At 42.8% G+C, this 12,835-nt stretch carries 10 protein-coding genes; 6 read left to right on the top strand and 4 right to left on the bottom strand.

The annotated features are described in order from the left end of the window. The first annotated feature begins 88 nt into the window (after positions 1-88). The 3 genes from AAEO56_RS13975 (at position 89) to AAEO56_RS13965 (ending at position 3,990) form a co-directional block, all read left to right on the top strand. Positions 89-1,486 carry an alpha/beta hydrolase family protein gene (locus AAEO56_RS13975; RefSeq protein WP_341697691.1) on the top strand — a complete coding sequence of 466 codons (1,398 nt, stop codon included), beginning with the start codon at positions 89-91 and terminating at the stop codon, positions 1,484-1,486. 308 nt (positions 1,487-1,794) lie between these two features. Further along, positions 1,795-3,624, top strand: coding sequence for a M61 family metallopeptidase (locus AAEO56_RS13970; protein ID WP_341697690.1), 1,830 nt, complete (start codon positions 1,795-1,797; stop codon positions 3,622-3,624). Positions 3,625-3,690: 66 nt separating this feature from the next. Beyond that, positions 3,691-3,990 carry a hypothetical protein gene (locus AAEO56_RS13965; protein ID WP_341697689.1) on the top strand — a complete coding sequence of 100 codons (300 nt, stop codon included), beginning with the start codon at positions 3,691-3,693 and terminating at the stop codon, positions 3,988-3,990. 47 nt (positions 3,991-4,037) lie between these two features. Here the strand turns inward: AAEO56_RS13965 and AAEO56_RS13960 are convergent, their stop codons facing one another. Continuing rightward, a complete protein-coding gene (locus tag AAEO56_RS13960; RefSeq protein WP_341697688.1) occupies positions 4,038-4,667 on the bottom strand; it encodes a hypothetical protein in 630 nt (209 codons plus the stop codon). Positions 4,668-4,929: 262 nt separating this feature from the next. On the opposite strand from AAEO56_RS13960, the gene AAEO56_RS13955 reads away from it, so the two are divergent. After that, the gene (locus AAEO56_RS13955) at positions 4,930-5,889 is read left to right on the top strand and encodes an ABC transporter ATP-binding protein (protein ID WP_341697687.1); all 960 of its coding nucleotides are present in this window, start codon (positions 4,930-4,932) and stop codon (positions 5,887-5,889) included. A gap of 3 nt (positions 5,890-5,892) precedes the next feature. On the opposite strand, the gene AAEO56_RS13950 is transcribed toward AAEO56_RS13955, so the two are convergent. Both AAEO56_RS13950 and AAEO56_RS13945 read right to left on the bottom strand, forming a co-directional pair. Further along, positions 5,893-6,291: an energy transducer TonB gene (locus AAEO56_RS13950; protein ID WP_341697686.1), complete on the bottom strand. Its 399-nt coding sequence runs from the start codon at positions 6,289-6,291 to the stop codon at positions 5,893-5,895. A gap of 104 nt (positions 6,292-6,395) precedes the next feature. Then, positions 6,396-8,819, bottom strand: a complete 2,424-nt coding sequence (locus AAEO56_RS13945; RefSeq protein WP_341697685.1) for a S9 family peptidase — start codon at positions 8,817-8,819, stop codon at positions 6,396-6,398. Between the two features lie 302 nt (positions 8,820-9,121). On the opposite strand from AAEO56_RS13945, the gene AAEO56_RS13940 reads away from it, so the two are divergent. Both AAEO56_RS13940 and AAEO56_RS13935 read left to right on the top strand, forming a co-directional pair. Next, entirely contained in the window at positions 9,122-10,135 is a 1,014-nt protein-coding gene (locus AAEO56_RS13940) for a 3-oxoacyl-ACP synthase III family protein (RefSeq protein WP_341697684.1), read from the top strand. A 125-nt stretch (positions 10,136-10,260) separates the two neighbouring features. Beyond that, positions 10,261-10,779: a L,D-transpeptidase family protein gene (locus AAEO56_RS13935; RefSeq protein ID WP_341697683.1), complete on the top strand. Its 519-nt coding sequence runs from the start codon at positions 10,261-10,263 to the stop codon at positions 10,777-10,779. A 123-nt stretch (positions 10,780-10,902) separates the two neighbouring features. Here AAEO56_RS13935 and AAEO56_RS13930 read toward each other — a convergent pair whose 3' ends face one another. Then, positions 10,903-12,750 (bottom strand): hypothetical protein, encoded by a 1,848-nt coding sequence (locus AAEO56_RS13930; RefSeq protein ID WP_341697682.1) that lies wholly within the window; start codon positions 12,748-12,750, stop codon positions 10,903-10,905. Positions 12,751-12,835: the final 85 nt, after the last annotated feature.

Below are 12,835 nucleotides of genomic sequence, written 5' to 3'. Positions count from 1 at the left end.
AACTCCCGTCATGGGAGTTTTTTATTTTTAATAGGTTCTGTTTTGGCGAAAGCCGCTCTTCACTTACCTTTATCAAAATTTACTTTCGATGAAAAAAGCCTTTGCCCTATTGATGTTATTCCTTTCTTTAACCCTTTCTGCACAGGATATTACCGGCCCGTGGCATGGTGTATTAACTTTTCCCGGCGGGCAGCTGCGTATTACAGTAGCTATAGCCAAAGCCGAAACAGGTACTTATACTGCTACTATGCTTGTGCCCGAACAAAGCCCGAAGGCAGTCCCTGTAACAGATATTTTCTTTGAAAGCAACATACTCGCATTTGGTATTCCTGGAGCAGGAATCGACTATAAAGGCACACTGGAAAATAACATATTTAAAGGCACTTTTACGCAAAACGGCTATGCACTGCCGCTCGACCTGGGGCGTGAAGAAGTAAAGGTGAAACCAAAAGTGCGTCCGCAGGAACCGGCAAAGCCTTATCCGTACTATACCGAAGACGTAGTTTTTAAAAACGAAAAGGCAGGCATAAACCTGGCCGGTACACTGACAGTTCCTAAAAAAGAGGGGACTTACCCGGCAGTTGTGCTTATTACGGGAAGCGGGCAGCAAAACCGCGATGAAGAGTTGTTGGGCCACAAGCCGTTTTTGGTGTTGGCAGATTACCTTACGAGGCAGGGTATAGCCGTACTGCGTTATGACGACAGGGGTACAGGCAGTTCGCAAGGAACTTTTGCGAAGGCGACTTCGGAAGATTTTGCCACTGATGCCGAAGCTGCTTTCCGGTACCTCAAAACAAGGAAAGAGATCAACAAGAATAAAATAGGCCTCGCCGGGCACAGTGAAGGCGGCACCATAGCACCAATAGTTGCTTCTAAAAATCCGGATGTGGCGTTTATAGTGCTGCTGGCAGGTACGGCAATTCCGGGCGATGAGCTTATGCTGCTGCAAAATTACATGATGGGCAAAGCCAACGGCATGCCTGAAGAAGAGCTTACAAAACTGGGCGCTATAAACAAGCAGGTGTACACTGCTATAAAAGAAGAAACTGACACGAATACCTTAAAGGCACGGCTCCTGACAATCTTTGATAAAGAACTGAAGCCGCTTTTTATATCGAAAGGTGTGCCCAAAGACCAGGTAATGCAGTATATAGAGGTACAGGTAAACGAGCTGGCATCGGCTTGGTACAGTAATTTTATACGCTACAATCCCGGGCCTGCACTGGAGAAAGTGCAGTGCCCGGTATTGGCCCTTAATGGTGACAAGGATTTGCAGGTCGCCCCGGTGGCAAATCTTGACGCTATAAAAAGGGCGGCGCAAAAAAGCGGCAATAAAAAGGTTACGACCAAACTGCTCCCCGGCCTCAACCACCTGTTCCAGGAAAGTAAAACCGGCGCCCCATCAGAATACGGCGAAATAGAGCAGACATTTTCGCCTGTGGCATTGAATGAGATAGCTACATGGATACTGAAACAGGTTAAATAATTCTTTATCATAGAACGCGGAGCAAGTGTGCAAACAAAATGAGTACTGTTTCTAAACGCACTGTCGGCACATCTCGCTCCCCTCTCCTTGGGAGAGGGGTCGGGGGAGAGGACTACAAGAGTGAGTAATCTAAGTGAACCTTGTCCTCCGCGGTGAATGCTTCTTTTATTTCAGGACAAAAGAAGAACTGTTTTATGAATAAACAATGTTGTATACTATATTTATAATAATTTTTTTATTAAAATTTTATTCAAAACTGTAACAAAAGAAGCCTTTCTTCGACTTACTACTATATCAAAATCTAAAAAATGAAAAATTTTATATGTACGCTTGCCTTTGTGCTTTCGGTTAGCAGCGCTGCTTTTGCCCAGAAGAACAAGGATATAAAGGTTGCTATTGACCTTAAAGATGTAAAAGACGATAAGGTAATGGTAACTGTTACGCCACCTGCTTTTGATACCGAAACCACTACTTTCTTTATTCCTAAAATCGTTCCGGGAACGTATTCGGAAGATAATTACGGCAAGTACGTAGAGAATTTTAAGGCCTACGACAGCAAAGGCAAAGAGCTTACGGTAGCAAAAGCAGATGATAACTCATGGACAATACAGGGCGCTAAAAAACTGGCAAAGGTAACTTACCTTGTAAACGATACCTATGATATTGAAGGTACGCATGAGATCTTCTCTCCCGCAGGTACCAATATTAAGGCAAATGAAAACTTTGTACTGAACATTCACGGGTTTATAGGCTACTTTGCCGACAAAGGCGAACTTCCTTACCAGCTTACCGTTACCCACCCGGCAGCATTGTGGGGTGCGACATCGTTGGTAGATACTAATAAGAGCAATGAGGTTGACGTATTCAACTCACCGCGCTACCCTGACCTGGTAGACCACCCGATCATGTATTCGAAACCGGATTATACTACATTTACCGTTGATGGAATGGAAATACTCATTGCGGTATATTCGCCCACCGGAGCGGTTACGGCAAAAGACATCACTCCGGAAATGGAAAAGATGATGCGCGCCCAGAAAAAATTCCTCGGCCCGATAAACAGCACTAAAAAATACAGTGTGATGCTCTACCTTACCGATGGTACGGGAACTGATGCCCACGGCTACGGTGCATTGGAGCACACGACTTCGACTACTGTGGTAATGCCGGAAGCGATGCCTATGGAGCAGTTGCTTTCGACACTCAAAGATGTTGTTTCCCACGAGTTCTTCCACATCGTTACGCCGCTGAGCGTTCACTCGAAAGAGATCCACTTCTTTAACTACAATACGCCGAAAATGAGCGAGCACCTTTGGATGTATGAAGGTGTTACCGAATATTTTGCGAACCTTTTCCAGGTAAACCAGGGGCTTATCTCTGAAGACGACTTCTTTACAAGGATAGCCGAAAAGATAGCCCAGTCGAAGAATTTTGATGATACGATGAACTTCACCAATATGAGTAGGAACATATTGCAGAAGCCGTATAAGGATGCGTATTACAATGTGTACCTTAAAGGAGCGCTTATTGCCATGTGTATCGATATCCAGATGAGGGAGAGCAGCAACGGACAAAAAGGTATACTGCACCTGATGCAGGACCTGTCTAAAGTCTACGGAAGCAGCAAGCCGTTTAACGATGCCGACCTTTTTGCAAAAATTACCGAACTTACCTATCCTGAGGTTGGTAAATTTCTTCAGACCTATGTTGCAGGAAATACACCAATTAACTATGACGATTATTTTGCCAAGGTAGGCGTTACCAAAACCATGATTAAAAAACCGGGCATACCGTTCCTTAAAAATATGGAAACGCCTTATATCACGGTGAATGCTGCTAAGGAAATCGTGGTTATCCCGAATATCGAGCTAAACGATTTTATGACCACGTTGGGAATAAAGGGAAGTGATGTTATATTAGCTGTTAACGATAAAGCTTACAATCTGGACAACATCTATGACATGATCGAAATCAGCACAGGGTGGAAAGATGGCGAGCCAATAACCGTAAAAATTAAGCGTGACGGCAAGGAGCAGGTACTGAAAGGGACTGTAAAAATGCCTATGGAAGATATGGAAGGCTACCACGCAACAGATGCTTCCAAAGCAAAAATAAGGGAAGCATGGTTAAAAGGATAATATGTTTTTATTATCTTTATAGCTGAAAACAAACCGATTACTATTTACCAATAAAAACTACCAACTATGAAAAAGCTTTTATTTACCTTTTTTCTTCTGGCCTGCGGTGCAACGGCGATGGCCAATACTGCCGGTGACCACATCGCGCCACCTAATATCGAGAAAGCATCGAATGTAACTGTGGCCGCCAAAAAGATACCCGCTGCACGGGCAGAAAAAGTCAGGGTAAATGTAAAGCCTGCGAAAGAGACAACGCCAAAATTCTGTACCAGTGTTGACGGATCGCGTTTCGGGCTTAGTGTTTATATCGTAGACTTTGTAAACACCAGCAATATTAAGCTTACGAATCTCCTGCTTGCAAAATAAGCAGTACCAATAATAATTTTAAAAGCTGTCCTGTCGGACGGCTTTTTTTATCGCCAGTCTGCATCAGATTTGTTTTTGCCAAAATAGTAGGTAAGCCCTACAGATGCAGTAAACAGGTGTCCGGTAAAAGAATTAAGGCCTTTGTTGTCGCCTTTTGGGGGATGGAGTCCGTCAAAGTTATAATGCTGGGTAAAATTCAGTATATACGATGCATCGAGCGTAATAGCCAATGAATTGCTCATGCGAAACTGCGGCGTAAGTCCTACGATTACACTTCCGATATTGTCAGTGCCTCCGCGAATAACAGATTTAAGCGAAGAGTAGCCCAGTCCTCCATGGGCAAGCAGGTTGATGTTGCTTCCCATTTTATCTGCGATCTTTAATGTTCGTCCCAGGTTATGTACGCCCTGAAACGAATACCTTTTATAATCAGATCCAAGTTCCGGGTTATCGCCCATCCTGAATCGGTCGGATCCAAAATCAAATTTGATTCCCCAAAATTCGTCTACCATATAACGGAAACCAACTTCAAAATGCGAAAAACCTACTGTGGCAGGATGCCCCGAAATGCCCATGCCATAACCGGCTTCTATGGAATATTGGTCTTGCGGGTGCCGGGCCTGCGACCAAACCGACAGCGACAATAAAAGGGTTAACAGAGAAAGGCACTTTTTCATAATTGCTAAGATTAATATATTTATAAAACATGGGTGTATTAAAAAACCCTAACTGTAAATTTTGCGTAAATATAGTAAAGAATGAAGCGATTGCGGATTAATTGCTATGAAGGAGATATGTCGCTGATCTATAGTTTGTTTATTTTTATTGGTTAGATTGATAAGGGCGCATAATTTTATGTGCCCTTATTATTTTGTTAAGCAGGCAATCTTGTGGAATGAATTGAATATTTTTGCATAAAATAAACACAGTCACCGGCAAATGCTTGCAGTTAAGAATATATCTTTTGGTTACACCGATAAAACCATATTGCATAACCTCAGTTTTACAATTAAAAAAGGCCAGAATATAGCCGTGATAGGGGAGAGCGGCTGTGGCAAAAGCACGCTGCTTAAAGTCATTTACGGATTATACGACCTTAATGAAGGGGAGATCACGTACAAAGGGGAAATGGTTACCGGCCCAAAGCACAACCTTATTCCCGGTATGCCCTACATGAAATACCTTGCGCAGGATTTCGACCTGATGCCTTTTGTTACGGCAGCCGAGAATGTAGGCAGCTTTCTTTCTAATTTTTATCCCGGCGAAAAGCAAAGGCGCATTGCCGAATTGCTGGATATTGTCGAGATGGGCGAATTTGCCTATGTAAAGGCAAAATACCTGAGCGGGGGCCAGCAGCAGCGCATTGCCCTTGCAAAAGTACTGGCGCTGGAGCCTGAAGTACTGCTTCTTGACGAGCCTTTCAGCCATATTGATAATTTCCGTAAAAACGCGTTGCGAAGAAACCTGTTTGCCTACCTGAAGCAAAAGGGCATAACCGTAATTGTTGCAACACACGACAGTACCGATGCACTTTCCTTTGCCGATGAAACAATAGTGGTTAAAAGCGGCCGCATTTTAGACAAAGCGCCTTCCCGTGAGATTTATTACCACCCGAAAGACAAATATACCGCCTCGCTTTTTGGGGAAGTGAATGAGATAAAGCTCGAACTCCTCACGCTTACGCAAAAGCCTGATGAGACTGTACTCATTTATCCGCACCAGTTAAAGATCACACAAGGAGGTCCATTAGCAGTGATCGTAAAGCAGTGCTATTTTAAAGGGAATCGCTACCTTGTGAAAGCTGCCCTCGGAAGGCAGGTCATCTTCTTTGAGCATTACAAGGAACTGGAGACAAATTCTGAAGTAACGCTGGCAGTGGACAGGAATGCTTTTGGGTAAGGGTTATTCGCCTATGGTAATAGTTATCGGCAAATTATAACTTGCCCTGGTGGGTAATCCGTTAATGTAACCGGGAGTCCATTTTATGCTTTCCGATATGAGTTTTACTATTCGGGCATCAATTTTTTCTTCAATTCCCCTTAGGATCTTTACATTTGAAATACTGCCATCTTTTTCAACAATAAAGTAGGCATAGATTTTACCACTTTTTGAAGGCATATGCCTGCGTTTTATGCCTTTTTCAACATATTTATAAAAGGCTTCCAAGCCGTCACGATATTGTGGCTGGATATAGCCTTCAGGAGGATTTTTTGAGGCTCCGTCAATTGGTTTTTCCTGAGCATTAACAACTGTTATGTTGACTATGAAAGCTATAAAAAAGAAGAAGATCAGTTTTTTCATATAAATATTTTGTGCTGCGAAATTACTTAAAAAAACAAAACCCGCACAATGTACGGGCTGTCTTTCATCATATCTTGCTGTCTAATATCCAACAATCCAATAATCTATTTTGAAGGCCTGTTCTTCACATATTTTTCCAGCCACTGGTCCTGTTCCCATAGCAGGTGCAATATGCTTTCTATAGCCGAATAGCCATGGCTTTCTTTCGGCAGCAGCACAAACCGTACGGGCGCCCCAAAACCTTTTAGTGCATTGAAATAACGCTCGCTCTGCATAGGGAACGTGCCGGAGTTGTTATCCGCTTCACCGTGTATCAGCAATAGTGGTGTTTTCATTTTATCAGCATGCATGAAGGGCGACATGGTATTGTACACCTCGGGCGCTTCCCAGTAATTGCGTTCCTCGCTCTGGAACCCGAAAGGCGTAAGCGTACGGTTATAGGCCCCGCTCCGTGCAATGCCTGCTGCAAAAAGGTCGGAGTGTGTGAGCAAATTGGCCGTCATAAAAGCACCATACGAGTGCCCGCCCACAGCCACGCGGTTCCTGTCGATATAACCCAGTGCATCAACGGCATCAATAGCAGCTTTCGCATCGGCAACAAGCTGTTCGATAAAGGTATCGTTCGGCTCGGTCTTACCTTCTCCAATAATCGGGAAGGAGGCATCATCCAGTACCGCATAGCCGCGTGTAACCCAGTAAACCGGAGATCCGTAATTAGGATAGGTAAAATCATTCGGGTTGGTTGTGCTTTGCGAAGCACTGTTTTTATCCTTGAACTCTGCCGGGTAGGCCCACATAATGAGCGGCAGTTTTTCTTTTTTCTTTTTGTCATAACCCGCCGGAAGGTATAATGTACCCGACAGTTCCAGCCCATCAGCCCTTTTGTATTTTATAAGCTCCTTACTTACATTCTCGATCTTTTTGAATGGGTTCTCAAAGAAGCTCACAGCCACAGGCGCACTTTTCTTTTTGAAGTTGATGAGGTAGTAATTCGGGTATTGGTTTTTAGATTCCAATTGCACCAGCACTTCGCCTTTTTTGGCATTGACCAATGAAACCAAAGATTCTTTCTTATCAGTATATTTCGACTGGTACAGACGGGTCTTCTTTTTCGTGGCAAGGTTAAACTGGTCGATAAATGGGAACTGCCCTTTGTCGGTAAAGCCGTCGCCAACAAGGTAAGCATTACCGTCCTCAATATTCAGGACATAACGGCCCCATGCGTTGCGTTTGGTATCAAAATCACCCGGATCGCTATAGGTATCCTGATAATTACGGTCAAAAATGATCTCCGGCTTTTGTGAAGCATCCGAAGGATTGAAAATATACGTTCTTGTATTCCGGGTATTCCACCAGTTATCGCTCACGAGGGCCAGGTTATCGGTGCCCCATGTGATTCCGGTAAAACGGTTAACCGTCTTCACGAGGCTTTTTGGCGCCTGGCTAAACGGTGCTGACAATTCAAAAATCTCATCGCGGAAAGGTACTTCAACCGCCGGGTCGCCATTGTCTAGCGCTTCGGCCCAAACCAGCGTGGCAGGCTTATCAGATCTCCAGCTTATGCTTCTTTTTCCTTTTTCGGTAGCCATAAAACCTTTCGGCATGTCTTCTACCAGCGGTTTTTCATTGAATACCTGCAGCTTTTTCCCTGAAACGTCATACAATATGCTTGTGGTTGGGAAACGATCCAGCGTTACGATGTAAGAGAACGGCTTGTGGATAGTGGTCACAAGCGCATAGTTCCCGTCGGGAGAAAAGCTGGTGCTGCTGTACATGGCGGCTTCTTTCCATAAGGCGGTTTTTCCGTCAAGCGAAACTTTATGGAGCTCTGATGTGGTAAGCGTTTCAAAATTAGCTTCGTCATTCTTATTTTTCAAAAGGTCCTGGTAGGTGCGGTTTTGTGCTTTCGTGCCATCACTTACGGTTACGGTAGGCCCGGCAGGTATGGTATTGGCAGTATTGATGAGCGGCTGCCTGCTTTTCGGGAGCATCCGTACCAGTAAGGCGCTTCCGTCTCTGAACCAGCTGATCGGGTTGCCCATATTGGCATTTGCCATGGCCTCCGTAAGTTTTCTTACTTCGAGCGTGGCAAAGTCGAGCAGCCAAACTTCTACACCTGTCGCAGTGGTGTGGGTAAAAGCCGCTTTTGTCTCATCCGGCGACCAGGCAAAGTTGGCCAGCTTAGGGTTTTGCGGCAGGCCTTTTACCTGTACCGGCTCCCTGTCTTTCAGTTTTTTAAATTTCAGGTTGTTCACATAGGTAACAGTACTCGAAATATTGGTCTTTGGGTTGATGCGCAGGCCGCCCAGCTTGAGCTCGTCTTCTGAAAGGTCTTCAAGGGTTTTGTAGGCATTGCGGTACAGGAACAGCATTTTCGTATTCTTGCTGTCCATCGAAACGGATGGTGCCCTTTGGACATCAACCAGTTCGAGTATCTCTTTGGGTGGCTTCTGGTAAGTGACATTTTCCTGTGCGAAGGTGGTCAGCGCCGTCAGAAGGAATAGTGTTATCTGGAAAATTGACTTCATAATGATCTGGTTTGTTTTTCAATAAGTCGAAGATAGCAATATGTTTGTTACAGTTTGAAATGCTTTTTAGTCAAACCATTAAAAATTTTGCCACGAATTACACGAATTGCCACTAATTTTTTTCCTTCAATTAATTCAAAGCATTTAGAATTTGTGAAAATTTGTGTAATTTGTGGCTAAAACTTTTATACACGCATTTATGCGTTGTTTACCTTTCCCTAAAATTTCCTAAACTTTGCCCGCTACTTTTTAAGGAATGTTTATTTTTACACTATGCTTTTTACTAAAATAATCAAAATTCAATGTACCATTCAAAAATAACCGGCCTGGGATATTATGTCCCGGATAATGTTGTGACTAACGATGACCTTTCCAAAATCATGGAAACCAATGACGAATGGATCCAGGAACGGACCGGCATAAAAGAAAGAAGGCATGTGGTAAAAGGCGATGGCGACACCACCACTACTATGGGCGTGAAAGCTGCCAAAATAGCCATAGAGCGTTCAGGGCTGGATAAAGAAGATATCGACTTCATCGTGTTCGCAACCCTGAGCCCTGATTATTACTTTCCGGGACCGGGCGTACTGGTGCAAAGGGATCTGGGCATGAAGCGGACAGTTGGTGCGCTTGATGTACGCAACCAGTGTTCCGGTTTCATTTATGCGCTTTCGGTAGCCGACCAGTTCATAAAGACCGGTATGTACAAAAATATCCTCATCATAGGCTCCGAGCTGCATTCCACCGGACTTGATATGACTACCCGTGGCCGTGGCGTTTCGGTAATATTCGGCGATGGGGCAGGGGCGGCAGTGCTTTCCCGCGAGGAAGACCTTACCAAAGGGATCCTTTCCACACACCTGCATTCGGAAGGGCAGCACGCCGAAGAGCTTTCGCTTATCGCCCCCGGAATGGGCAAGCGCTGGGTAACCGACATCATTGCCGATGCCGACCCGAACGATGAAAGCTACTATCCGTACATGAACGGGCAGTTCGTTTTCAAGAATGCCGTGGTGCGCTTCAGCGAGGTGATCAACGAAGGCCTGAAAGCGAATAACCTGCAGGTAAGCGATATCGATATGTTGATCCCGCACCAGGCCAACCTCCGCATTTCGCAATTTATCCAGCAGAAATTCGGGCTGAGCGATGACCAGGTGTACAACAACATTATGAAGTACGGCAACACTACGGCGGCGTCTGTGCCTATCGCACTAACCGAAGCGTGGGAACAAGGCAAGATAAAAGAAGGCGATACTGTTGTGCTCGCGGCATTCGGCAGCGGGTTTACATGGGGGAGCGCGATTATTAAGTGGTAAGTGGAGATTTCAGATTTCAGATTGAGCTACACTGCTCTAATTAGCAATGCAGTATAGTAATGTACCGCTTGGTGTCCCTTGTGTAAAACTTTGTGGGCTTTGTGGTAAAATATTCGCATGCTTAAATGAAACGTAATAAAATGCTTTGGATATTCTTCATCATTCCGGTAGTCATTGCCATCTACTATTTATATCCCGGGCAGCAACTCCCTTCCGGCAAAACCATCGACCGCCTCGTCGTTCATAAAGCCGCCCGCAAAATGGAGGCTTGGTCCGGTAATGAACTGTTGAAAACCTATAGCGTTTCATTGGGCAAAGACCCTATTGGCCACAAACAATTCGAAGGTGACTGCAAAACCCCTGAAGGCAGCTACACCATCAATGCCCGCAACCCCAACAGCGCTTATTACAAAAACCTGGGTATCTCGTACCCCAATGCCGCCGACAAAGCCACTGCCGCAAAGCAGGGCAAATCTCCCGGTGGGGATGTCAAGATACACGGCCTTCGAAACGGCAGGGGTTACATTGGCAAATTCCACCGTTGGAAAGACTGGACCGCAGGCTGCATTGCCGTGACCAATGAAGAAATGGAGGAGCTATATAAAGCGGTGAAGGAAGATGCGGTGATTGAGATATTGCCGTGATTGGCCTCACCCCAGCCCTATGCCTATCGGGATCTCTAAAGGAGAGGGCAGCTACACTCACGCTTCACGGTCATTGCGAGGAGGAACGACGAAGCAATCTTTCTTTATACCTCAATAACATTATTATTTACCAATAGCTTTCAAAACAAGATCTTCCTTGATAACCACATCTCTCATTAATAAATTGTGCGGGAATACTTTTAGCTTAGAACTTCTGAAACCGATAAGTATTTTCATTAATGAGCTTGCTGTGATCAATGACAGATTCAAATCGTATTCGAGTCCACAATCTTTAATAAAATCATCTGAAAACTCCGGTGCTATTAGTAGCGATTTTACGACCTTATACCCATTCTTCCTTGCGACCGAGTCATACGATTTTAATTGTCTGGAAACGGAACTGAATTTATTATAATTACTTTCTTTGATTGTTTTGCATTCCACAATGATCAGGTCATTATTGTCCAAATTAATTAAAATGTCAATTTGATCTTTTGAAGTATTTAGTTTTTTGCGTAAGTCTTCATCAATTTTGAATCCTAATTCGGTCAATATTTTCTTTGTCAGATCTTCAAATTTGATTCCAAGGTCCGCCTCTTTTACAACAATGCCGCTTATCTTTAGAGCCAACAGATTTCTAAAGCCTATATTTTCATAATTTTCTAAAAATAGATTTTCAGAATCTTTATAAGCGTCCAAAACATTCACAATTAGATCGCCTCTTGTTTTTATTTCTTTGACTTTAGAAAATTCCTCTAACTCCTTATCGGGAATTAACTCTAAAATATCCCTTGGTTTTATATTATAATCCAGTAAAAAATTACTTCTTAAAACATTTTCATCCTGGAGTTCAAATTTTGATTTCAGTAACTGATTTATATGAGGTGCGAATTCTCCTAATTGGATAAGCATTTTTTCAAAACCATCATGTGACATTCCGATTTTATCATCCTTTTCTATGTCTTCAAAATGCTTTATTAGATTATCGATCTTTTCCTCTATAACATTTCCCTTGAGTGAAGTTATCATTAAATTTTTTTCGCAAAAGTCGTTCAGGAACTTTTTCTTTTCGGTAAGATTAGTTCCGTCTTTGTGTATGTCATCGATAAGGATTTGTTTGAATGAAATACCTGCATTTATAATCTCAGCTATTTTATTCTCTAAAGTCAGCTTCCTGTCGATGTTGTGTTTCCTGCAAATTAAATTTATTTGAGGCTCTCTAAGTTGCAATAGCACTCTTCTAAAAAACTTATCGCTAACTTCTTTGCCCCTTATTTTTCGCAATATCCTGACGATTTCATCCGCAACATATATCGTATTATTCTTTTTAGAATAGAATACTATCCCAATTGCTTTCAGCTCATTTATAACGGCTTCAATTTCGAGTTTCTTAACAGGTAATATCAAATAATTGATCAACTTAACTTCTTCCTGCGATAATGAAAGGCAATTGGAAAGTGTTAGCAATATGGAATGTTCATCGGAAGTAATTTTCTTTTCCTGATTATTAGATTCGTCATTATAATATGCTGTTCTAACGCACGATAAATAAATGTTATAATCTCTTTTCCTTTCTTCAGAGATTTCAGATTTATCATTTGCAATATCTTCCTCAAAAGCTTTTAATTTAATTTTTAAACTTGCAAGTTCCTTTTCATACAGTCTCGAAAACCAATCCTGCCTGATGATACAGGAGCCGTCTTTGGATATGATATCAATTAAAATGTCAAGTTGGGACGACGTTTTAAGAAATTCGTCTTTGATGTATTCTGTAAATTCATTTTCTAACAAATGAAACACATTGACAATATTAATACTGTCAACACTTTTCAAATCTTTGGTTGAATCGGAAAGTACACTCTCAATCAGCTTGATGTTTGTCGGCTTAGTTGAAATTAAGTTGTCGATGATCTTTAAGAAAGAATTCTTTTCGAAAGAATTGATATTGTTAAGTATTTTTTCGAGCTTCATATTTTGCAGGGTTATGATTACGAATATATGAAATTTTAACAAATATTTTACAATTGTATTAAAAGTAAAATTTAGGGAGAGGCCA

It is taken from the genome of Flavobacterium arundinis (assembly GCF_038289855.1).
GTDB lineage: Bacteria > Bacteroidota > Bacteroidia > Flavobacteriales > Flavobacteriaceae > Flavobacterium > Flavobacterium arundinis.
The sequence above is the reverse complement of the archived record's forward strand: the minus strand, read 5'-3'. Positions and strand labels throughout refer to the sequence as shown.

What these genes read in the sequence shown, in the direction of transcription:
- AAEO56_RS13975 (WP_341697691.1), top strand. Translation starts at nt 89, where the DNA reads ATGAAAAAAGCCTTTGCCCTATTGATGTTATTCCTTTCTTTAACCCTT.
- AAEO56_RS13970 (WP_341697690.1), top strand. Translation starts at nt 1,795, where the DNA reads ATGAAAAATTTTATATGTACGCTTGCCTTTGTGCTTTCGGTTAGCAGC.
- AAEO56_RS13965 (WP_341697689.1), top strand. Translation starts at nt 3,691, where the DNA reads ATGAAAAAGCTTTTATTTACCTTTTTTCTTCTGGCCTGCGGTGCAACG.
- AAEO56_RS13960 (WP_341697688.1), bottom strand. Translation starts at nt 4,667, where the DNA reads ATGAAAAAGTGCCTTTCTCTGTTAACCCTTTTATTGTCGCTGTCGGTT.
- AAEO56_RS13955 (WP_341697687.1), top strand. Translation starts at nt 4,930, where the DNA reads ATGCTTGCAGTTAAGAATATATCTTTTGGTTACACCGATAAAACCATA.
- AAEO56_RS13950 (WP_341697686.1), bottom strand. Translation starts at nt 6,291, where the DNA reads ATGAAAAAACTGATCTTCTTCTTTTTTATAGCTTTCATAGTCAACATA.
- AAEO56_RS13945 (WP_341697685.1), bottom strand. Translation starts at nt 8,819, where the DNA reads ATGAAGTCAATTTTCCAGATAACACTATTCCTTCTGACGGCGCTGACC.
- AAEO56_RS13940 (WP_341697684.1), top strand. Translation starts at nt 9,122, where the DNA reads ATGTACCATTCAAAAATAACCGGCCTGGGATATTATGTCCCGGATAAT.
- AAEO56_RS13935 (WP_341697683.1), top strand. Translation starts at nt 10,261, where the DNA reads ATGAAACGTAATAAAATGCTTTGGATATTCTTCATCATTCCGGTAGTC.
- AAEO56_RS13930 (WP_341697682.1), bottom strand. Translation starts at nt 12,750, where the DNA reads ATGAAGCTCGAAAAAATACTTAACAATATCAATTCTTTCGAAAAGAAT.